This window comes from Streptomyces roseicoloratus, from assembly GCF_004117935.1.
GTDB classification, from domain to species: Bacteria; Actinomycetota; Actinomycetes; order Streptomycetales; family Streptomycetaceae; genus Streptomyces; species Streptomyces roseicoloratus.
In genome coordinates this window covers 1-20,913 of the sequence record NZ_SDOY01000016.1, presented here as the reverse complement: position 1 = coordinate 20,913, position 20,913 = coordinate 1, and the positions used below count along the sequence as shown (strand labels likewise).

Below are 20,913 nucleotides of genomic sequence, written 5' to 3'. Positions count from 1 at the left end.
TGATCACGAACGCTTTGTGACCGACGGGTTACGTGATGGTCTGGGGCACTAGTGGCCGATTTACTCCGCTTCTGTGGCCGCTTCCGCAGCCGGTGTGGAGGTCGCTCCGGAAGCCGGTGTGGAGGTCGCTGCGGAGAGCTCTTCCGGCGCCGCTCCCGACGGCGTTCCCCCGGTCCACCGGCCCAGGGCGGCCGCCAGCCTCCGCGCCTGCGTCACCAGCTGCGTCGCACCACGCCGGGCCGCCACCTCCGCCAGCCCCGCCACCTCCTGTCCGCAACCACCGCTCCGCTCCACGCACTCGGCGGCCACCGCGAGCAGCTCCCCGGCGCCGCGCACCGGCTTCGGCGCCGCGAGCACCGAGGGCAGCAGCCCGAGCAACACCTCCCGGACCGTCCCGTACGCACCGGTCGCCGCCGCCGTACGGGCCGCGTCCGCCAGCCGGTTCGGCTTGACCGTGCCGTCGGCGACGAGCCCGGCGAGCCGCGCGGCGAGCAGGGACGGGTCCAGCTCGCCGCGGGACGCGAGGACGAGCAGCGCGTCCACGGCCGTCAGCCGGTCCTCGACGTGCCGGCAGCCGAGACCCACGGCCAGGGCCAGATGGACAGCCGGGCCGACCGGCCCGTCGGCCTCCGCGAGCGCGGTGAGCCCCCAGGCCGCGTCCCGCTCCTCCCACTCGGCCCCGCCGGCCAGCGTGGGCAGCAGCCAGGCCGCGAGGGTCTCCCGGTCGTCGGGCAGGATCCCGGGCCACAGGGGACGCAGTCCGGACCAGTGGTACCCGCCACAACGCCGGGGGATCTCCGTCGGCGAGCCGCCCAGCCACTGGAAGGCCGGCGGGAACTCGTCCCGTATCGCACGGCGTTCCCGGACCGCCACCACCAGGCGGTCCGCGAGCCACCACCGCCCCGAACTCCTGTCCCGGCCCCGCTCCAGGAACCGCAGCCCCGGAGCGAGCGACTCGTCCGCCGTCAGCCACCGGGCGAGCCGTCCGCCCGCCCCGGTGCCCAGCGCCTCGGCCTCGGAGGCGGCCGCCGCCGCGCGCGGATCGGCCTTGCGCACCCGCAGCAGCGCCTGGGCCATGTCCAGCGGCAGCGGATCCACCCCGGCGGCCTGATACGCCCGCAGCCGCTCCACCAGGACGGACGGGTCGACCGACCCCGTGTGGTCGGTCGGCGTGGCCAGCAGGAAGGGCACGGGCGCGGCGGTGGCCAGCAGCCACGCCACCTCCCACACGCGGGCGTCGATCGACCGGGTCAGTGCCTCGTGGGCACAGGACGGCGTCCCGCCGGGACGACGGCGGGCGGCGTCGAGCCGCGAGACCCCCACCTTGCCCGCCAGCGCTGCCAGCACGGTGAGCAGTCCCTGGGACCCCGAGGAGACGTGGTCGCCGTGCACGAAGCCGTACGTGTCCGCGAACGTCTCCCGCACCAGGGCCGTCAGCGCCTCCCGGTCCCGACGGGCGTGCCGGACCACACCGTCGAGGGCCCGCTCGAACTCCTCCAGCGAGTCGTACGGACGGCGGACGAGCGCGACCAGATCCTCCATCAGCTCCGCGAGCGACTCCGCCGCCGGGGCCACCGGGCGCCGCTCCGGAACCGGCGGCAGCACCTCCACGTACGGCGCGTCGTCGGCGAGGGCGGCGGACCCGAACAGCTCGGCCGCAGCCGCGCGATGCACCGGGCTCAACAGCTCGGCGGCGCCCGCCACCTCCTGGCGCACCCGTTCGTCCTGTACGTCCTTCAGATGCCGGGCCACCAGGGCGAGAGCCCGCTCCTGGACCGTCGTGTCCTCGTGACCGAACGCGTCCGCCACCACCGGAAGCAGCTCGGCCGCCGCCCCCCGTTCACGCCGCAGCACCTTGCCCAGCAGCGTCAGCTGCGCCCGCACCAGCTTCTTCTCGCTGCGGAACAGCACCGCGCCGGACATCTCCGCCAGCTCCGGCACCGCGAGCCCCCCGTCCAGCGCGAGCTCCGCCAGGACCTCCTGGGCGTACCCCGCGACCGGCGAGGGCGCGTCCGCCGCCATCCCCAGCCAGTCGGGGATCCGCGACCGCCGCTCCTCGTCCGTGGTCCCGAGCAGCCGCAGCAGGGTGAGCGGGAAGCGCAGGTCACGGGGCCGCCCGCCGCGCAGCAGCCGGGACACACAGCCGTCGACCAGCACCGCCCGGTCGAGCATCCCCTCGTCGGCGAGGGTCTTCAGCGCGGTCGGCCAGTGCGTGGGCTGCTCGGGGCCGACCGTCCAGGTGAGCCGGTCGGGCATGTCCGTCAGCGCGAGCACGTGCGGCAGGAGCACCGGCGTCTGCGGGTCGTCGCGCAGCAGGTCGACCAGCCGTCGGTTCGTCAGCGACCGCGTCCAGCCCCGGAGATAGGCCTCGGTGGTCGGCACCGGGCAGCCGGAGCGGACCACCAGGGCGTGGACCAGGCGGTACTCGTCCTCGGCCACGGACGGCCGCTCGGCGAGGCGCTGCGCCACGTTTGCGAGCCAGGACGGCTCGCGGTCGGCGAGTACCCGGAGCAGGCCGTCGAGGGTCGTGTCGCCCCAGTCCGACAGATCACGCGCGGCGATCCAGGTCGCCGCCGCGGCGGGTCCCGTATGGCAGCCGGCTCCCGCCACCCGCAGGGCGTGCCGCACCTTCCGCTGCTCGTCCCAGCGGTCCCAGCCCCAGCCGCGCACCTCCTTGCGCAGCTCGGTCAGCCGTGCCAGCGCCGTCTTGCGGGCGGCGCCGTCGAGGTCCGCCACGAGCTCCGGCACCCTTCCGTGGGTGCCCGCGCGGACCGCCCGGAGCAGCTCGTCCACCGCCGTCGTCTCCGTCGTGGTCGCGTTCATCGTCGCCTCCGCCGTCGTCCCCGTCATCGCCCGCACCCCGCCGTCTCCGCCGTCTCCGTCGTCCTCGCCGTCCCTGCTCTCGGCTCCCCTTGGCCGCCCCGCCGCGCCATGCGCACCGCGAGGGCGTGCTTGCACGGTCCCCGCCGGCCCCGGTACTCCGCCCACCACGGGCACGTGCAGCTCAGCCGCCCGTCGGCCGACTCCCGCACCTGGTAGCGCCGTTCGCCGGACACCACCGACGCGAGGTCGCCGGCCAGGGTCACCGCGCGCTCCGTGAGCAGCGTCCGGGCCGCGACCAGACGCGGGTTGTGGCGCTCGGCGCGGTCCGCGTCGTACGGCAGCTCGCGGTGGAAGTAGGCCGCCTCCGCCACGTCGTAGCCCACGCGGCCCGCCGTCCCCAGCCGGGTGAGGGCGGCCCGCACCCGGTCCACCGTCAGCCCCGACTGCTCCGCCAGATCGGCGAGGTCGATCCGCGGCTCCCAGGCGAGCAGCACCGAGACCAGCTCCGCGTCCTGCGCCGCCTCCTCCGTGGCCAGCGCCTCGAGCACGCCGCCCTCGCCGGAGAATCCGCGCGCCGGGTCGGGGGACAGGGTCAGGGTCAGGCGCATGCCCGGCAGCTCCACCTCCCAGGCGCTCGGCGCCGCCGCCCCGTCCGGCACCGGCCCGTACACCCGCAGCGCGGTCGCGTGCCGCAGCACCCGCTCCAGGGCCACGAGCCGGTCCGGCCCCGCCAGGCACACCGCGCCCGGGACCGGCCGCGTCGTCGGACGCAGCGTCCGGCCGGACCGCACCCCCCACAGCGGGCCCCGGGCGCGCGCCGGGGAACGCGGCAGCGAGCGCAGGAAGCGCACCGCCTCCGCGCCGGACAGCTCCGCCCGCAGGTCGAAGCCGGCGGAGGAGACCTGCGCCTCGGCGAAGCCGCGCAGCCAGCGGTCCGGCAGCGGCACCTTCTTCTCGACGACCGGACCGTCGAGCGTGGTCACCGCCAACTCCTCGGGCCCCACCCGCAGATGCAGCGGGTCGTCGCCGGTCAGCCGCGAGAGCGCCTCCCGCAGCGGGTTGTTCACGTCCACGTTCGTCGTGCCGTGCCCGGTCTCCGCCCCGTCCAGGCCCGCGCTCAGCACGTCCAGGCGCGCGTACACCCCGCCGCAGCCCGAGAAGGACTCGAACCGCAAGCGGTCGCCGTTCCCGGTCACCACCGGGTCCAGCGAACCCGGCCGCATCCGCTGGTGGTAGCGGGCCGCGGCAACGTCGGCCACGGCCAGCAGCCCCCGCGCGGCGATCTGCGGCGACGTGAGGAACCCCGAGAAGAACCGGGGGTTGGCCTCGGCGCCGAGCGGCGTGAGACCCCCGGCCGTCTCCAGACCGAGCAGCCGCCCGGAACCCACGGGTTCAAGGGCGGAAGGGCGTGCGTAGGCGAGCGCCTGTACGGATCGCGTCATGTGAACGACCGTAGGACGCGGCACTGACATCGACGCCGGTACCGGGGTTCGGGTGCTCGTGCCCCGGGCACCGGAACCCCGCGCAACGAGCCCTGGGCCGGCCTTCCGTGACCGGTGCGCGTGCCGATCGACCGTGCGTACGGCCGAGCCCGGCTACGGTGCCGTCCCCGCCGCCCGCACGGCGCCCGGCCCGTACGCCTCCGCCAGAAGCCGTACGCCCAGGGCGATGTCCGACGGCGTCAGATGGGCGTAGCCGATGACCAGGCGGACCGCGCCGTCGTCGAAGCGGGCCGTGCCGTAGTCCTCCAGCGGCCGCAGGGCCACCCCGGCGGCGCGGGCCCGTTCCAGGAGGCGTGCGGTCGGGCCTTGATCCCGCGGCACGCGCGCGATGACGTGGAGTCCGGCGGCGATGCCGCTCACCTCGGTGCCGGGGAAGTGCTGTTCCAGGGCGCTCACCAGGGCGTCCCGGCGCTCCCGGTAGGCGCGCTGACAGCGCCGCAGCTGGCGGTCGTAGCCGCCGCTCGTCACCAGGCGGGCGAGCACCGCCTGGTCCAGGACCGGGTTGCCGAGGTCCATCGTCCGCTTGCGTTCCACGACCTCGTCGAGCAGCGCCTCGGGCACCAGCATCCACCCCAGGCGCAGCCCCGGCGCGAGCGACTTGCTCACCGAACCCGCGTACGCGACCCGCTCCGGGTCGAGGCCCTGCAGCGCGCCGACCGGCGCCCGGTCGTAGCGGAAGTCGCCGTCGTAGTCGTCCTCCAGGACGAAGCCGTCGACCGACCGCGCCCAGTCGAGCAGGTCGGCCCGCCGCCGCGCCGCGTAGCCGATCCCGGACGGGAACTGGTGCGACGGCGTCACCACCACCGCCCGCACCCCGGACGCGGCCAGCGGTCCCGGGGCCAGGCCCTCGGCGTCGACCGGAAGCCACACCGTGTCCAGGCCGGTCGCCGCGAACAGCCGGGCGTGCTCCGGGCTGCCGGGATCCTCGACGCCCACCGCAGCGTGCCCGAGCGTCCGCAGGGCGTGGCCCAGCAGCGTGGCCGCCTGGGCCACGCCCGAGCACACCACCAGGCGTTCGGGATCGGCCACCACGCCGCGCCGCCGTGCGAGCAGTGCCGCGAGCGCGCCCCGCAGTTCCGGGAGGCCCCGCGGATCCGGGTACCCGAGCCGCCGGTGCGCGAGTTCCGCGAGCACGGCGCGCTGCGCCGCGCCCCACGCGGACCTCGGGAAGAGCGAGAGATCGGGTGTGCCGGGGCGGAAGTCCACCCGCACGCCCGGCGTGCGCGGCGCGAGGTCGCGCACGCCGGGCGCGGCGGCGCGCGCCGATCCGCCCACCCACGTCCCCGAGCCCCGGCCGCTGCGCAGATAGCCCTCCGCCGTGAGCTGCTCGTACGCCTCCGTGACGAGGCCCCGGGAGACGCCGAGGTCGGCGGCGAGCGCCCGGCTCGACGGCAGCCGGGTCCCGGCGGCGAGCCGTCCCGTCCGGACGGCCTCCCGCAGTGCCTCCTGGAGCGCGCGGCCCCGCCGGCGCGCCGGTTCCGCCGCCGCGGGCAGCAACAGCTCCCATGCCGGCTGCCCGCCGGCGATCCCGCCCCTGACGTCGCCCACGTCCCCCTCATCCCTCTCGTCTCCGGACTCGCTCAGGCGCGAAGCCTCCTGAGCAAGGAAGGACGGCCCCGCGACCCCTTGGAAGACGAGGTCCCGCGACCCCCTAGAAGAGGAGGTCCCGCGCCCAGCCGAGCACCGTGAACATGATCACCGCCAGCAGCACGAAGAACGCGATGCATCCCACGTTCACCCAGTTCCACTCGCCGCCGGCGTCGAGGCCGTGGTTGTCCCGCCCGCCCGAGTCCCCGTCGAACCAGTCCATTTCCGTCGCCCCCCAAGTGGTCCCCGATCATGTCGTGGAAGTGGACCTCCAAACGGGCCTTTCCGGTTCCTAGCGTCGGTGACATGAACGCGAACTCCCTGCGCGGTGTCCTCCTGGTCACCGTCGCCTACGCCCTCGTCGGCGCCTCCTTCACCGCCAACAGCCTGCTCGGCTCCTATCCGTACGCCGGCGGCCAGGCCCTGCGCTACGCCGCCGCCTGTCTGCTCCTGCTGCCCCTGCTCGGCCGGGGCGCGCTCGCCCCGCTCCGCGTCCTCACCGCCCGGATGTGGCTGCGGATCGCCCTGGTCGCGGGCATCGGCATGGTCGGCTTCAACCTGGCGGTCCTCGCCGCCGAGCGCAGCGCGGAGCCGGCCGTGCCGGGTGTTCTGGTCGGTTGCGCGCCGGTCGTCGTCGCCGTCCTGGTGCCGCTGACGGAGGGCCGTCGGCCGACGAGGGCGGTGCTGTACGGGGCGGTGCTCGTGGCGGCGGGTGCCTTCGTCGTGCAGGGCTGGGGCCGCACCGACCCGGCCGGCCTCGGCTGGTCGGCGGCGGCCCTCGCGGGCGAGGTCGGCTTCACGGTGCTCGCGGTGCCGGTGCTGCGGCTGCTCGGACCGAAGCTGCTGACGGCCGTCGTGTGCGGCGTGGCCGCCGTGGAGGCGGCGGTCCTCGGCCTGCTCGCCGACGGCGCGGCGGCGCTGCGGATGCCGACGGCCGTGGAGGCCGGGGCCCTGGTGTGGCAGGCGGCGCTGGCGACCGTCGTCGGCTTCGTGCTGTTCTACATGGGCGTCCAGCGGATCGGCATGGAGCGCGCCACGCTGTTCACCGGAGCCATTCCGGTGGCGGCCGCGCTCACCGCGGTCGCGGTCTCGCACGGCTCCTTCGGTCCGGCGCAGGCCGCCGGCGGCCTCCTGGTGGGGGCCGGGGCGGCCCTGGGTTCGGGCCTCTTCGACGGGCGGAGCCGCCCCGGCGGGCCGTCAGACCGCGCCGGCGCGGCTGCCGTCCAGGATCACCCGGGACACCAGCGCGGGGTCGTCGTTCATGGGCACGTGACCGCAGCCCGGCAGCCGGACCAGCCGGGCACCCGGGATGACGCGCTTGGCGCGGACGCCCTGACGGCGCAGCAGGAGGCGGTCCCGGCTGCCCCACGCGACGGTCACCGGCACGGCGGGGACGTCCTCGGTGAACAGGACGTTCCCGCCCGCCGCGAGGGTCTCCTCGAAGCCGGTGGCGCGGCTCAGGGACAGCGTCTCGGCGACCGCGGCCGCCGGTGAAAGGCGCCCGGGGCGGGCGTAGACGGTGCCGGTGAGGACGGTGCGGCCGGCCGCACTGCGGGACAGCCGCTCGACCAGCGGGACCGGCATCGCCCGCGCGGCGCCCCGCATCGCGCGCAGCGTGGCGAAGGCGTAGCGCCGCTCGGCCTCCGACCAGAAACCGGCCGGCGAGAGCGCCGTCACCGAGCGCACCAGTTTCACGCGGCCGAGTTCCAGGGCGAGCAGTCCGCCCAGCGAATTGCCCGCCACGTGCGGGCGTTCGATCCCGAGCGCCCCGCAGAACGCGTCGAGCACCGGCACCACCGTGCCCAGGTCGTACGCGAGCGGCGGCGGCAGCGCGGGGGAGGAGCCGAAGCCGGGCAGGTCGACGGCGATGACGTCCCGCTCGGTGGCGAGGATGTCGATGACCGGCTCCCACGCCTGCCAGAGGTGGCCGATGCCGTGGAGCAGCAGCAGGGGCTCTCCCACGCCCCGCCGCTCGTACGTCACGGTGACCGTGCGCGGTCCGGCCGTGGACTCCACGGCGAACGAGATCTGTGCGGACATGGTTCTCCCTGTCGTGCGTGGTCGTGCCGGACGGCACTCTGCAAGACACCCTGTCAGCAAGAATTACCGGTGAGTAGAGTCGAGTTCAAGAGGCCGGTCACCGACTGGACACCGGAGATCACGTCCGCTGGGATGGAGGGCGTGCCGACCGAGACGCTGACCGACCCGACCGACCTCTTCGAGGAACACCGCGCGATGCTCACCGGCGTCGCCTACCGCATGCTCGGCCGTGCCGCCGACGCCGAGGACGTCGTGCAGGAGGCCTGGCTGCGCTGGAGCTCCGGCGACCGCGCCGAGGTCCGCGAGCCCCGCGCGTATCTCGTCCGCATCACCACCCGGCTCGCCATCGACCGGCTCCGCCAGGTCCGGTCCCGCCGCGAGTCCTACGTCGGCCCCTGGCTGCCGGAGCCGATCGTCACCGACTTCGGCCCCTCCGTGCCCGACACCGCCGAACGCGCCCTGCTCGCCGACTCGGTGTCCCTCGCCCTGCTCGTCGTCCTCGAATCCCTCTCGCCGCTGGAGCGAGCGGTGTTCGTGCTCCGCGAGGCCTTCGGCTTCCCCTTCTCCGAGATCGCCACCGCCCTCGAGCGCAGCGAGTCCGCCGTCCGCCAGCTCGCCGCCCGCGCCCGCAGGCACGTCGACGAGGGCCGCCCCCGCTACGACGTCGACCCCGCCCAGCGGCGCGACCTCACCGAGCGGTTCCTCGCCGCCGCCACCAACGGCGACCTGGAGGGCCTGCTCGCCCTGCTCGCGCCGGACGTCCGGCTGGTCGGCGACAGCGGCGGCAAGGCCAAGGCCCCCCTGCGCGTCATGGAGACCGCCGACAAGATCGGCCGGTTCATGGTCGCCGTCGCCCAGGGCGTGGCCGACGCCTACGACCTCCGCTTCGAAGAGGTCAACGGCGGCCCGGCGCTCGTCCTGCTCGTCGACGGCAAGGTCGACTCCGTCTACCAGGTCGACGTCCGGGACGGTCGCATCGCCTGCCTCTACATCCTGCGCAACCCCGACAAGCTCCACGGCCTCTTCCCGGTGGGCTGACGCGGCTTTCCCGCCGACACGCGACAGCGGACGCCCGCCCCGGAGCCGAACGTTCCGCGGCGGGCTCTTCGCTGTAGGTGCCACCTGGACGCGAACGTCCTGTGAACGATCCGGGTCAGACGGTCACATTCGGGTCCGTACGACGGAGGATTGGTCTTGACCAAGGGTGGGCCGCGCCTTATGGTCGCAGAGTTAGTGCAGGAACCTTTAATAAACAAGGGCGCGGAAAACGCCGCGGGACACGGCGAACATGCGGAGGATCAGGGTGGGGACCACGCAGCTCGAAGCAGCACCGGAGCCGAAGTACTGGCACCTCAAGACCGTGATCAGCGAAGCCCTCGACTCGGAGTTCGCGGTCGGGGAGATCCTGCCCAACGAGCGCGAACTGGCCGCCCGCTTCGGCGTCGCCCGGGCGACCCTCCGCCAGGCCCTGGACCAGCTGGAGCTGGAAGGCCGGCTGCAGCGCCGCCGCGGCGTCGGCACCACGGTCGCCCCGCCGCGCGTCGGCGTCGACGTCTCCACCACCCAGCACGCCTGGCCCGGCGCCGGCGAGGACACCTGGCAGTCCGTCGACTGCGCCGCCGACACCGCCCCGCCGGCCGTCGCCCGCCTCCTCGACATCCAGCTCGGCGAGCGCGTGCACATCGTGCGCAGGCTCCGCGTCACCGACGGCCGGCCCGTCGCCGCCGAACTGCTCTACGTGCCCGCGTCCTCCGTGCCCGGCCTCGCCGACGCCGACGCCACCGACGGGCCCACCCGCGCCCGTGCCGTGCTGCGTGCCCTGCGGCAGCTCGACCTCGACGGCCAGGACCGCGCCGTCGAACTCGGCTCGGCCCGCGCCGACGACGCCAGGGAACTCGACCGGCTGCCCGGATCCCCGGTCCTCGTCGTCACCACCCGCTACCTCTCCGGCGGCGGCACCGCGGCCGTGTCCGTGGCCACCTACCGCGCCGACACCTGCCGCCTCACCTTCGGCGACTCGGGCGACCTGGCCATGGCCTCCTGACACCTCCTGACACGCGCGAAGCGGTACGGGGAAGGCCCCGGGCACCTGTGCCCGGGGCCTTCCCCGTATCGTCTTCCCGTCGTCTTCCCGTCCTCTTCCGCCGTCCTCCCGCCGTCTTCCCCCCGGTCTCCGGTGCGGCGCGTGGACGACTCAGCGCCGGGCCGTGACCCGGTCGTCCACCGCGAACAGCTGCTCCTCCACGTGGTCGAGCGCGAGACGCAGCGCGCCCGTGCCGACCGCGGCCTCGCCCAGCAGCGAGAGCACCACCCGCGGCGGCCGCAGACAGAACCGGGCCAGCTCCTCGCGCAGCGGCTGCAGCACCCCGTCCAGGCCCGCCGCCCAGCCGCCGATCACCACCAGCTCGGGATCGATCGCGAGGACGAGCGCCGCCACGTCGTGCACCAGTCGCTGGATGAACCGTTCCACCGCCGCCTGCGCGGGCGCGTGGCCTTGCCGGGCCAGCGCGAACACCTCCGCCACCGCCTGCTCGTCGAGCGGGTGCAGCGGCTCGTCGGTCGGCGACAGCAGATGCTCGGGCGTGACCCCGCGACCCAGTAGGTGCAGGGCCCCGATCTCGCCGGCCGCCCCGCCGAAACCACGGTGCAGCCGCCCGCCGATCAGCGAACCGGCACCCGGGCTCAACCCCGCCAGCACGAACACGATGTCGTCGGAATCCGTCGCCGCACCCTTCCAGTGCTCGGCGACCGCCGCCGCGTTGGCGTCGTTCTCCACGATCACCGGGCAGCGGAACGAGCGCCGCAGCCGCTCGCCCAGCGCGAGCCCCGTCCAGCCCGGCAGCGCCGTGCCCAGCCGGACCGTCCCGTCCGCCTCCACGATCCCGGGCGTGCCGACGCCGACCGCCCGCAGGTTCGAGCGCGGTACGCCGGTCCGCCGCAGCACGTCGGCCACCACGGTCCGCACCCGGTCGAGGCGCTCGTCCTCCGGAGCGGTTTCGGAGACCTCGCGCGAACCGGCGCCGATGATCCGGCCGTCCAGACCGGAGATCAGCGCGGCCACCCGGTGCGGGCCGATCTCGATCCCGAGCAGATGCCCCGCCTCCGCCCGGAAGCGGAACCTCCGCGCCGGCCGGCCCTGCCGTCGGGCCTCGCCCTCCTCGGGCGCCGCCTCGACGACCAGACCGCTCACGATCAGGCCCTCGGTCACCCCCTCGACCGTCGGCCGGGAAAGACCGGTGATCCGGGTCAGATCCGTCAGCGTGAGCGCGTCGGAGCCCCGCAGCGCATGGAGTACCACCGCGGAATTGATCCGCCGCAGCAGCGACGGATCCCCGCCGGTCAGCCGCCCCACCGTGTGTCCTCCCAGCTCGTGCGCCTCTTTGGCCGGATGTTACTCAATGGACCCGGCAGCGGCGAGCGCCGTCCACGGCCCGCGGACGGGAGTCGGGGGGTCCCGCCCGGCCGCCGGCGGATGACGCACCGCCAACTGTTGTCAGTGGCGGGCGCTTTACTGAACCCATGGACACGGCACAGCACCTCGCGGCGCTCGACGAACTGCTCGGCCGGGCCTTCCCGGAGCGCGACGAGCGCACCGGACACCGCGACAGCGGTCCCGGCCACCACGTCGCCACGCTCGCCACCAGCGAGGACTTCTGGGAGGACGACGGCACCCGCCGGTCAGCCGTCGAGGAGCAGTACGAGGCCGAGCGGGACGGCCTCTCCACACTGCTGGGCGCCCGCTGGGGCCCGCCGCAGGTCTTCAGCCTGTGGTCGGTCCTCGACCGGAGCATGTCCGGCGAGGACATACCCGAGCCCTGGGGCGTCCTGAGCAACCACACGCCCGACGTGCACCTCTGGCGGGCGGAGCACCGCTGGGTCGCCCTCGGGGTCTCCCAGTGGGACGACGAGCTGCCCTTCCAACTCCTCGCCGTCGTCACCACCGTCGACCCGCCCTGACCGTACGGGTTCAGCCCGTGCGCCGGTCCGGCACGTCCGCCGCCTCCCGCAGCCGGGCGAACTCCTCCGCCATGCTCCGTGCCGTCCAGTGGGCGTTCAGACCGCTGGGGCTGGGCAGCGCCCAGATCCGGGTGGTGCCGTGCGGCCCGGTGATCGTCCGCTCCTGCGGACCGATCGCCGCCCCGGGCTCGCCGAAGGCCGTGCGGTACGCGGTGACCCCGGCGATCGCGAGCCAGCGCGGCCCCAGCCGCGCCACCTTCTCGGCGAGGATCCGGCCGCCCTCCCGGTACTCCTCCGCGCTCAGCTCGTCGGCCCGTGCGCTCGCCCGCGCCACCACGTTGGTGATGCCGAGCCCGTACCGGAGCAGCTCCTCCTGCTCCGCCGGCGCGAACTGCCTCGGCGTGAACCCCGACAGGTGCAGGACCGGCCAGAGCCGGTTGCCGGGGCGGGCGAAGTGCAGGCCGGTCGCCGCCGTCATCAGGCCCGGGTTGATGCCGCAGAACAGCACGGAAAGACCGCCCGCGGTCACGTCGGGGACGAGACGGTCGCGGGCGGCCTCCAGCTGCTGCGGGGTGAAGCGGGTCAGAGGATCGACCCGGGGGTGTAACCGGCGGCGTCCGGGTGCTGCTTGACGATCTCCTCGATGCGGGAGACCACGGAGGCGACCTGGTCGGCGGCGGCACCGGTGAAGGACAGCTTGTCCGCCATCAGCGCGTCCAGCTGCGCGCGGTCCAGCGGGATCCGGTCGTCGGCGGCCAGCTTGTCGAGCAGCTCGTTGCGCTCGGCGCCCTGCTCGCGCATGGCGAGGGCGGAGGCGACCGCGTTCTCCTTGATCGCCTCGTGGGCGACCTCGCGGCCCACGCCGGCCCGCACCGCGCCCATGAGGACCTTGGTGGTGGCCAGGAACGGCAGGTAGCGGTCGAGCTCGCGGGCGACGACGGCCGGGAAGGCGCCGAACTCGTCGAGCACGGTGAGGAAGGTCTCCAGGAGACCGTCGAAGGCGAAGAAGGCGTCCGGCAGGGCCACCCGGCGGACCACCGAGCAGGACACGTCGCCCTCGTTCCACTGGTCGCCCGCCAGCTCGCCGGTCATCGACGCGTAGCCGCGCAGGATGACCATCAGGCCGTTCACGCGCTCGCAGGAGCGGGTGTTCATCTTGTGCGGCATCGCGGACGAGCCGACCTGGCCGGGCTTGAAGCCCTCCGTGACCAGCTCGTGGCCGGCCATCAGACGGATCGTCTTGGCGATCGACGACGGGGCGGCGGCCAGCTGCACGAGCGCGGTGACCACGTCGTAGTCGAGCGAGCGCGGGTAGACCTGGCCGACCGAGGTGAAGGCGTGGGCGAAGCCGAGGTGACCGGCGATCCGCTGCTCCAGCTCCGCCAGCTTCGCGGCGTCGCCGCCGAGCAGGTCGAGCATGTCCTGGGCGGTGCCGACCGGGCCCTTGATGCCGCGCAGCGGGTAGCGGCCGAGCAGGTCCTCCAGGCGCGCGTACGCCACGAGCAGCTCGTCGGCGGCGGTCGCGAAACGCTTGCCGAGGGTGGTCGCCTGCGCGGCCACGTTGTGCGAGCGGCCGGCCATGACCAGCTCCGCGTACTCGGCGGACAGCTTGCCGAGGCGGGCGAGGACGGCGACCGTACGGTCCCGCATCAGCTCCAGGGAGAGCCGGATCTGCAGCTGCTCGACGTTCTCGGTGAGGTCGCGCGAGGTCATGCCCTTGTGCACGTGCTCGTGGCCGGCGAGGGCGTTGAACTCCTCGATGCGGGCCTTCACGTCGTGCCGGGTGACCTTCTCGCGCTCGGCGATCGAGCCGAGGTCGACCTGGTCCAGCACGCGCTCGTAGTCGGCGAGGGCGGCGTCGGGAACCTCGATCCCGAGGTCCTTCTGCGCACGCAGCACGGCGAGCCACAGCTGACGCTCCAGCTTCACCTTCTGCTCGGGGGACCAGAGGACGGCGAGCTCCGCGGAGGCGTAGCGGCCGGCCAGGACGTTGGGGATGCGGGGCTTCGCAGTCGCAGCAGTCACGTGTCCAGAGTTTACTGGTGATTTCTGCAGGCCAGCGCCAGGGTCCGGGCTGGAGCTTGCTACGAGACGGGGGTCACGTCAGGGCGTCCCGGGCGCCTCGTACGGCAGCAGCTCCGGGCGCTTGGGCGGGCGGCCGTCCCCCGAGGACCGGCCGGTGAGCCGGCGGCCGATCCACGGCCCCAGGTGCTCCCTGGCGAACCGGGCGTCGGCGACCCGGCGGGCGGCCCAGCCCGGGCGCGCGGTCGGCGCGAGCGGCGAACGCCAGTCGTTCTCCTCCGGCAGGCCGAGCGTCTGCCAGACCGCCTCCGCGACCCGCCGGTGCCCCTCGGCGGTCAGATGGAGCCGGTCGACGTCCCACATCCGCGGGTCGGCGAGCGATGGAGCGCCGTACAGGTCGACCACCAGGGCGCCGTGCCGGGCGGCGAGCTCGTCGACGTACGCGAAGAGCTCTTCCATGCGCGGCCGGAAACGCTCCAGGACGGGGCCGTTGCGGCCCGGGCTGCGCATGAGGACCAGCTGCCCGCAGGCGGGGGCGAGACGCTCGACTGCCTCGCCGAGCAGGCCGCGCACCCGGCCCATGTCGCACTTCGGCCGCAGGGTGTCGTTGAGGCCGCCGACCAGGGTCACCACGTCGGCCTTCATCGCCGCCGCCGCGTCCACCTGCTCGTCGAGGATCTGCCCGATGAGCTTGCCGCGCACGGCCAGGTTGGCGTAGCGGAAGCCGGGTGTGCGGGCGGCGAGCCGGCCCGCGAGGACGTCGGCCCAGCCCCGGTAGGAACCGTCGGGCCGCAGATCCGACATGCCCTCGGTGAAGCTGTCGCCCACGGCGACGAGACTGGTGTACGTGGCATTCATTTCCATGACCCGGCGATCATACCGCCCGGTATGGAGCGGGTGCGGACCCACCGGATGCGCGAGCGCGGAGAACGCGAGCACGGGTGGGACCGAGCGCCGGTGGGGCCGAGTGCCCCAGGGCACGGGTGGGACCGAACGTCGGTGGGGCCGAGCGCCACAGAGCACGGGAGGGCCCGAGCGCCGGAGGGCCCGGAACGCCTATCGCGTTCCGGGCCCTCCGGCAGGGCGTGCGGGCCGTCGGCCGGCTACGGCGCCGACGGGCGTCCCACCAGCTCGCGCAGCACGTCCTCCATCGTCACCAGACCGGCCAGCCGACCGTCCTCGTCGAGGACCGCCGCCAGGTGGGTACGGCTGCGGCGCATCGCCGTCAGCACGTCGTCGAGCGGCGTCGCCGCCCGCACCCGGGCGATGGGCCGCATCGCCGACACCGGGAACGGCAGGTCGCGGGGCGTGATGTCCAGGGCGTCCTTCACATGGAGGTAGCCGAGGATCCCGTGGTCCGCGTCGACCACCGGGAAGCGGGAGAACCCGGACCGCGCCGACAGCGCCTCCAGCTCCTCGGGGGTCGTGCCCACCCGCGTGTGCACGACCTTCTCCACCGGCATCACGACGTCCCGCACCGGGCGTCGGCCCAGTTCCAGGGCGTCGTGCAGCCGTTCGGCCGCGCGGTCGTCGAGCAGACCCGCGTCACCGGCGTCGGTGACCATCCGGGCCAGCTCGTCGTCCGAGAACGTGGCCGCCACCTCGCCCTTGGCGTCCACCCGCAGCAGCTTCAGGATCCCGTTGGCGAAGGCGTTGATCGCGAAGATCACCGGCTTCAGCGCCCGGGTGAGGGTCACCAGCGGCGGGCCGAGGAGCAGCGCCGTACGGGTCGGCTCGGCCAGCGCGATGTTCTTCGGGACCATCTCGCCGAGCAGCATGTGGAGGTACGTCGCCAGCGTCAGCGCGATCACGAAGGAGATCGGGTGCACCAGACCGTGCGGCACGCCGACGGCGTCGAAGACCGGCTCGAGCAGGTGCGCGATGGCCGGCTCGGCGACGATGCCGAGCACCAGTGTGCTCAGGGTGATGCCGAGCTGGGCGGCGGCGAGCAGCGCCGAGACGTGTTCGAGCCCCCAGATGACGCTGCGCGCCCGGCGGTCGCCGGACTCGGCGTGCGGTTCGATCTGGCTGCGGCGCACCGAGATCATGGCGAACTCGGCGCCGACGAAGAAGGCGTTGACGACCAGGGTCGCCAGACCGATCAGCAGCTGGATCGCGGTCATCGGCCGGCCTCCTCGTCGCTGTCGCCGGAGTGGGGGAGCGGGGCGTGCAGCAGCACACGGGCCGCGCGCCGCCCGGAGGCGTCCACCACGTCGAGCCGCCAGCCGGCCAGCTCCATGCTGTCGCCCACCGCCGGGATCCGGCCGAGCTCGGTGGCGAGCACGCCCGCCAGCGTCTCGTACGGGCCGTCCGGCACCTTCAGGCCGATGGCCTGGAGCTGGTCGGTACGGGCGGCGCCGTCCGCCGACCACAGCTCGCGGCCGTCGGTGTCCTCGCCCGCCCGCGCCAGGTCCGGCGTCTCGTGCGGATCGTGCTCGTCGCGCACCTCGCCGACGACCTCCTCGACGATGTCCTCCAGGGTCGCGACGCCCGCGGTACCGCCGTACTCGTCGATGACGACGGCCATGGTCTGCTTCCCGGACAGCTGGTCGAGCAGCTTGTCCACGGTCAGGCTCTCCGGCACGAGCAGCGGCTCGCGCAGGATGTCGCCGACGGAACGGCGGGGCCGCTCGTCGGCCGGTATGGCCAGCACGTCCTTGATGTGGGCGATGCCGACGACGGAGTCGAGGCTGCCGCGGTAGACCGGGAAACGGCTCAGACCGGTCGCGCGGGTCGCGTTGGCGACGTCCTCGGCGGTGGCCTGCGCGTCCAGGGCGGTGACCTGGACGCGTGGGGTCATCACGTTCTCCGCGGTCAGCTCGGCCAGGTTCAGCGTACGGACGAACAGTTCGGCGGTGTCCGCCTCCAGCGCGCCCTCCTTCGCGGAGTGCCGGGCCAGCGCCACCAGCTCTTTCGGGGAGCGGGCGGAGGCCAGCTCCTCGGTCGGCTCCATGCCGAGCCGGTGGAGGACCCGGTTGGCGGTGTTGTTCAGATGGCTGATCAGCGGCCTGAAGGCGGCGGTGAAGATCCGCTGCGGGGTGCCGACCACCTTGGCGACCGCCAGCGGCGAGGAGATCGCCCAGTTCTTGGGCACGAGCTCGCCGACGACCATGAGGACCACGGTCGACAGGGCGGTGCCGAGCACCAGGGCGAGGGAGGAGGAGACCGACTCGGAGAAGCCGAGGGACGTCAGCGGCCCGCGGATCAGCGCGGCGATGGACGGCTCGGAGAGCATGCCGACGACCAGGTTGGTGACGGTGATGCCCAGCTGGGCGCCGGACAGCTGGAAGGTGAGCGACCTGACCGCCTTCAGCGCGCCGGCCGCGCCGCGCTCGCCGCGCTCGGCCGCGGCCTCGAGCTCGCCTCGCTCGACGGTGGTCAGCGAGAACTCCGCCGCGACGAACGCGCCGCACGCCACGGCGAGCAGCAACGCCACCAGGAGCAGCAGCACCTCGGTCATCGGTTCACCTCCGTCCCCGGGTGAGTCCCATGATCAGTCAGGGGAGGAAGGACCGCGCGATGTCGGAAGCGGAAACGGCTACTGGGAGGCTCGCCCATGGGCGGACGCTCACACCTTTCGGTCGGATGATCGGATTGTGCCCACCCATGGTAAAGGATCGGCAAAGCGGGGCGGTCGGGTGGCGACCCGTCGTCGGCCATGCGGGCGGGGTGGACGGAGAGACCCTACGCGGCCGGCCGGCGAGGCCACGCCGCCGGGAGATGGGCGAGGCCATCCGCTGGGCGATGGGCGAGGCCACCCCGCTGGGCGATGGGTGAGGCCACCCGCCGGGCGGCCGGTCACGCCACCGCGGGGCCGGCTCCTCCGCCAGGCCGACGGAGAAGCCGCCCTCCGCCCGGACCGACCGGGCCGACGCCCGTGCGTCGGGGCGACGACGGCCGTCCGCCGGGCCGACGGCCGTATGCCGACCGACGGCCCTATGCCGAGGCGGTGTCCTTCCGCCGGGCTCGGCCCGGGCGCCGCGGCGAGGGCCGTCGGCCGTGCTCGCGCTCGTACGCCGACCCCTCGGCCGTCCGTCCTGCTCACGCCCGTGTACCGGGCGACGGCCGTCGGCACGTGCGGGTCAGGCCGGGAGGGGCTTCACCCAGCGGGTCCACTGCTCCTCCGGGCCGTACTCCGCCGCCCGCCACGCCGCGCGTCCGAGTTCGTTGCGATCGAGGACCATCGCGTCCGCGCGCCGGCCGCCGAGCCGTACGAACCGCTCCTCGGCCGCGGCCAGGAGCGCGCCGCCGATGCCGCGCCGCCGGTGCTCCGGGTGGACGGCGAGCCGGTACAGATGACAGCGCCAGCCGTCGAAGCCGGCGATCACCGTCCCGACCAGCTCACCGCCCCGCTCCGCGAGCAGCAGAGCCTCGGGGTCCCGCTCCACGAGGCGGGCGACGCCCGTCGGGTCGTCACTGATGCTGGTGCCCTCGGCCGCGTCCTTCCAGAAGGCGAGCACGGCGTCAATGTCGGCCGCGACCGCGGCCCGTATCCGAAGATCGTCCATGCCCGCATCCCACCACCGGCGCCGCCGGGCGTCGAGCGCGTTTCACCTGTCAGGACGCCTCGCGTCGGCGCAGCTCGGCGATCACCGGGCCGAAGGCCTCCAGGGCGTCGTCGAGGACCGTGAAGGAGGAGATCCCCAGCCGTTCACGGAGCCCGGTGAGCCGGTCGGCGATCTCCCGGACCGATCCGTTCGCGAGGATCGGCAGATCGAGCACCTGCTCCTCGGTGAGGTACGGGACGACCGGGCGGATCTCCGCCGCCGCGGCGGCCGGGTCGGCTGTCACGCGGCCGCGCCGGAGCAGAAGGTTCCGTTCCGCCGGGCGCTCGCGCCCGGCCTCAGCCTCGAAGCCCTGGTACGTCTCCACCCGCGCGGCCGGTTCCTCGGCGGTCAGGACGGTGACCGAGTCGCCGGTGAACCGCCCGCCGCTGAAGGCCGTCACGTCGGCGTGCCGGGCCGCGAGCCGCAGCACGCCATTGCCGCCGACGAGCAGCGGGGTGCGGGCGCTCGTGCCGTCTCCTTTGAGGGTGCCGGCCAACTCCTCGACGGTACGGGTCAGATGGCGTATACGAGCGGCCGGCGGCAGGAACGGGATCCCCGCCTCCTCGTGTTCGGCCCGCACGTAGCCCGTTCCCAGGCCGAGCTCCAGCCGGCCTCCGGTCAGGGCGGCCGTCGTGGTCACCTCACGGGCCAGCAGCGCAGGGTTCCGGAAACCGGTGTCGAGCACGAACGTCCCCACACGCGGCCTGGTGGTCGCCTCCGCCGCCGCGACCAGCGAGGGGAACGGGGCGGGCGTCCCGAGGTGGTCGGCGACCAGGATCAGGTCGTAGCCGAGTTCCTCGGCCCGGCGGCAGCGGGTCCGCCACTCCTCACCGGATCCGGGCCTGATCATGCTGACGGCGAAGCGGAACGGCAACACCACGACGTGGGCTCCCTCGCTGGACGTGGCGCGCCTCTGGCGGACGCCTGACGTCCCTTCAGGCGGTCACGAAGCAGAACTCGTTGCCCTCGGGATCGCGCATCACCTGGAAGGACCCCTGCTCGTCCGTCACGATCCCGCCGACCCGGCTCGCACCGAGCGGCAGCGCCCCGTCGGCCGCCTCGGCCGGATCGGCGACCTCCAGGTCCAGGTGGACGCGGTTCTTCACCGCCTTGCCCTCGGGCACCCGCTGGAAGGCGAGTCGGACGAACCCCGGAGGGTCGACGTACGACCAGTCCGGGCTCCGGTCGACCGGAGCCCCGCCGAGGAGCGCGGCCCAGAACCGCACGAGGACGTCGGGGGCGGCGCAGTCGAAGACGATTTCCTGAACACGGGCGTGGGGCATGAGAGTCAGGGTAGGGCGTGCGGTGCGGTGCGGTGCGGTGCGGTGCTGTGCTGCGGTGCGGTGCCGTGTGGGCCCCGTGCGGCCGGGGCTGGTCCCGTCCGGCCCGGTGCGGTCGCGCCCAGCGCCGTCCGGAGCGGACCCGCCCCGTGCGGTCCGGGCCGTTCCCGATCAGGCGCCCGCGGTCGCCGTGAACTCGGCCGCGTCCCAGGTGCCGCCGAGCGCCGGTGCCAGCCAGCCGGGCGCCGCCGACCGGAACGCCTCGGGCGCCAGCCCGCCCGCGCCCTCCGGCAGCGCGCCCAGGAGCGGCGCGCCCGCGGCCTTCGGCAGATCCGTCAGGTTGCAGCGCGCCGCCAGGTCCGGCGCGTCCGGCCAGCTGCCGACCACCACGCCCAACTGCTCGATGCCGCGCGCACGGAGCGCCTCCGCCGTCAGGGCGGTGGAGTTGAGCGTGCCCAGGCCGGCGGGGACGACGACGAGGACCGGCGCGCCGAGGAGTTGTGCGGCGTCCGCGAGGGTTCCGCCCTCCTCGTCGAACCGTACGAGGAGACCGCCGGCGCCCTCCACGAGCACCAGGTCGTGCTCCTCCGCCAGCTTCCGCGCGGCCTCCGCGACGTCGGCGGGGCGCACCGGCGCGAGACCGGCGCGCCGCGCGGCGGTGTCCGGCGCCAGGGGCTCCGGGTAGCGGGCAAGTTCCGCCCCGGTCACCGCGGGACCGGCCAACCGCACGACCTCGTCGGCGTCGCCGGCCTCGCCGGTGGCGACACCGGTCTGGGCGGGCTTGAGCACGGCGACGGTGCGGCCGGCGGCGGAGGTGAGGGCGGCGAGGGCGGAGGTGGCTACGGTCTTGCCGATTTCGGTGCCGGTGCCGGTGATGACGATGATGCTCAAGGGGTGTCCTTTCGTTCTGCTTGATACCGGCGGCGCCGGTCGCCGCCCCACCTGGTGGAACGTCCCTCCCCGGTGGGTCCGGGCCCGCCGTCCTGTGTGGGCCCGCACCCGTTGCGCCCCGCTGCCGGGGCCGGGCCGCGCCCGGGCTGTTGTGGTCGACGCCCCCGCCCGCTCGTGCGACTCCCTTGCGGGGCGGCGGGCCCGCGGCCGCGGTTCCGTTGTGGGCGACGCGCCCCGCCGTCTCGTTGTGGGCAGTCGTCCCGC

General features: G+C 74.5%; 17 protein-coding genes and 2 pseudogenes. 4 read left to right on the top strand and 15 right to left on the bottom strand.

The window, feature by feature from the left end; genetic code table 11:
* Nucleotides 1-60: 60 nt before the first annotated feature.
* The 4 genes from ESG85_RS01550 to ESG85_RS34810 form a co-directional block, all read right to left on the bottom strand.
* Nucleotides 61-2,850, bottom strand: coding sequence for a DUF7824 domain-containing protein (locus tag ESG85_RS01550; RefSeq protein ID WP_181018930.1), 2,790 nt, complete (start codon nt 2,848-2,850; stop codon nt 61-63).
* Nucleotides 2,847-4,265: an SWIM zinc finger family protein gene (locus tag ESG85_RS01545; RefSeq protein ID WP_128976184.1), complete on the bottom strand. Its 1,419-nt coding sequence runs from the start codon at nt 4,263-4,265 to the stop codon at nt 2,847-2,849. The genes ESG85_RS01550 and ESG85_RS01545 overlap by 4 nt, the downstream gene beginning before the upstream one ends.
* Nucleotides 4,266-4,418: 153 nt before the next feature.
* A complete protein-coding gene (gene pdxR, locus ESG85_RS01540; protein ID WP_128976183.1) occupies nt 4,419-5,873 on the bottom strand; it encodes a MocR-like pyridoxine biosynthesis transcription factor PdxR in 1,455 nt (484 codons plus the stop codon).
* A 103-nt stretch (nt 5,874-5,976) separates the two neighbouring features.
* Nucleotides 5,977-6,135: a hypothetical protein gene (locus ESG85_RS34810; protein ID WP_164986136.1), complete on the bottom strand. Its 159-nt coding sequence runs from the start codon at nt 6,133-6,135 to the stop codon at nt 5,977-5,979.
* 29 nt (nt 6,136-6,164) lie between these two features.
* On the opposite strand from ESG85_RS34810, the pseudogene ESG85_RS01535 reads away from it, so the two are divergent.
* Nucleotides 6,165-7,055 (top strand): annotated as a pseudogene (locus tag ESG85_RS01535) (EamA family transporter); the annotation flags it as partial.
* 54 nt (nt 7,056-7,109) lie between these two features.
* Here the strand turns inward: ESG85_RS01535 and ESG85_RS01530 are convergent.
* Nucleotides 7,110-7,952, bottom strand: a complete 843-nt coding sequence (locus tag ESG85_RS01530; protein ID WP_128976182.1) for an alpha/beta fold hydrolase — start codon at nt 7,950-7,952, stop codon at nt 7,110-7,112.
* Nucleotides 7,953-8,084: 132 nt separating this feature from the next.
* Between ESG85_RS01530 and ESG85_RS01525 the strand changes: the two genes are divergently transcribed.
* Both ESG85_RS01525 and ESG85_RS01520 read left to right on the top strand, forming a co-directional pair.
* On the top strand, nt 8,085-8,990 hold the full coding sequence (locus ESG85_RS01525) for an RNA polymerase sigma-70 factor (protein ID WP_128976189.1): 906 nt from the start codon (nt 8,085-8,087) through the stop codon (nt 8,988-8,990).
* Between the two features lie 265 nt (nt 8,991-9,255).
* Entirely contained in the window at nt 9,256-9,996 is a 741-nt protein-coding gene (locus tag ESG85_RS01520) for a GntR family transcriptional regulator (protein ID WP_128976181.1), read from the top strand.
* A 150-nt stretch (nt 9,997-10,146) separates the two neighbouring features.
* On the opposite strand, the gene ESG85_RS01515 is transcribed toward ESG85_RS01520, so the two are convergent.
* Complete coding sequence (locus ESG85_RS01515; RefSeq protein WP_128976180.1) at nt 10,147-11,304, bottom strand: ROK family protein; 1,158 nt, start codon at nt 11,302-11,304, stop codon at nt 10,147-10,149.
* Nucleotides 11,305-11,471: 167 nt separating this feature from the next.
* Here ESG85_RS01515 and ESG85_RS01510 point away from each other — a divergent pair, with 167 nt between their 5' ends.
* Nucleotides 11,472-11,909: a hypothetical protein gene (locus ESG85_RS01510; RefSeq protein WP_128976179.1), complete on the top strand. Its 438-nt coding sequence runs from the start codon at nt 11,472-11,474 to the stop codon at nt 11,907-11,909.
* A 10-nt stretch (nt 11,910-11,919) separates the two neighbouring features.
* On the opposite strand, the gene mug is transcribed toward ESG85_RS01510, so the two are convergent.
* The 9 genes and pseudogenes from mug to bioD all read right to left on the bottom strand — a co-directional run bounded on the left by mug (nt 11,920) and on the right by bioD (nt 20,649).
* The gene (gene mug / locus ESG85_RS01505) at nt 11,920-12,495 is read right to left on the bottom strand and encodes a G/U mismatch-specific DNA glycosylase (RefSeq protein WP_128976188.1); all 576 of its coding nucleotides are present in this window, start codon (nt 12,493-12,495) and stop codon (nt 11,920-11,922) included.
* The gene (gene purB / locus ESG85_RS01500; RefSeq protein WP_128976178.1) at nt 12,492-13,934 is read right to left on the bottom strand and encodes an adenylosuccinate lyase; all 1,443 of its coding nucleotides are present in this window, start codon (nt 13,932-13,934) and stop codon (nt 12,492-12,494) included. Before purB ends, mug begins: the two co-directional genes overlap by 4 nt.
* 78 nt (nt 13,935-14,012) lie before the next feature.
* Complete coding sequence (locus tag ESG85_RS01495; protein WP_128976177.1) at nt 14,013-14,795, bottom strand: SGNH/GDSL hydrolase family protein; 783 nt, start codon at nt 14,793-14,795, stop codon at nt 14,013-14,015.
* Between the two features lie 239 nt (nt 14,796-15,034).
* On the bottom strand, nt 15,035-16,054 hold the full coding sequence (locus ESG85_RS01490; RefSeq protein ID WP_128976176.1) for a hemolysin family protein: 1,020 nt from the start codon (nt 16,052-16,054) through the stop codon (nt 15,035-15,037).
* The gene (locus ESG85_RS01485; protein ID WP_128976175.1) at nt 16,051-17,391 is read right to left on the bottom strand and encodes a hemolysin family protein; all 1,341 of its coding nucleotides are present in this window, start codon (nt 17,389-17,391) and stop codon (nt 16,051-16,053) included. Before ESG85_RS01485 ends, ESG85_RS01490 begins: the two co-directional genes overlap by 4 nt.
* A 622-nt stretch (nt 17,392-18,013) precedes the next feature.
* A pseudogene (locus tag ESG85_RS01480) lies at nt 18,014-18,454 on the bottom strand (GNAT family N-acetyltransferase); the annotation flags it as partial.
* 34 nt (nt 18,455-18,488) lie between these two features.
* Nucleotides 18,489-19,358 (bottom strand): TIGR03621 family F420-dependent LLM class oxidoreductase, encoded by an 870-nt coding sequence (locus tag ESG85_RS01475; protein WP_128976173.1) that lies wholly within the window; start codon nt 19,356-19,358, stop codon nt 18,489-18,491.
* Between the two features lie 55 nt (nt 19,359-19,413).
* A complete protein-coding gene (locus ESG85_RS01470; protein ID WP_128976172.1) occupies nt 19,414-19,761 on the bottom strand; it encodes a VOC family protein in 348 nt (115 codons plus the stop codon).
* A gap of 168 nt (nt 19,762-19,929) precedes the next feature.
* Nucleotides 19,930-20,649 carry a dethiobiotin synthase gene (gene bioD, locus ESG85_RS01465; protein ID WP_128976171.1) on the bottom strand — a complete coding sequence of 240 codons (720 nt, stop codon included), beginning with the start codon at nt 20,647-20,649 and terminating at the stop codon, nt 19,930-19,932.
* Between the last annotated feature and the right edge of the window lie 264 nt (nt 20,650-20,913).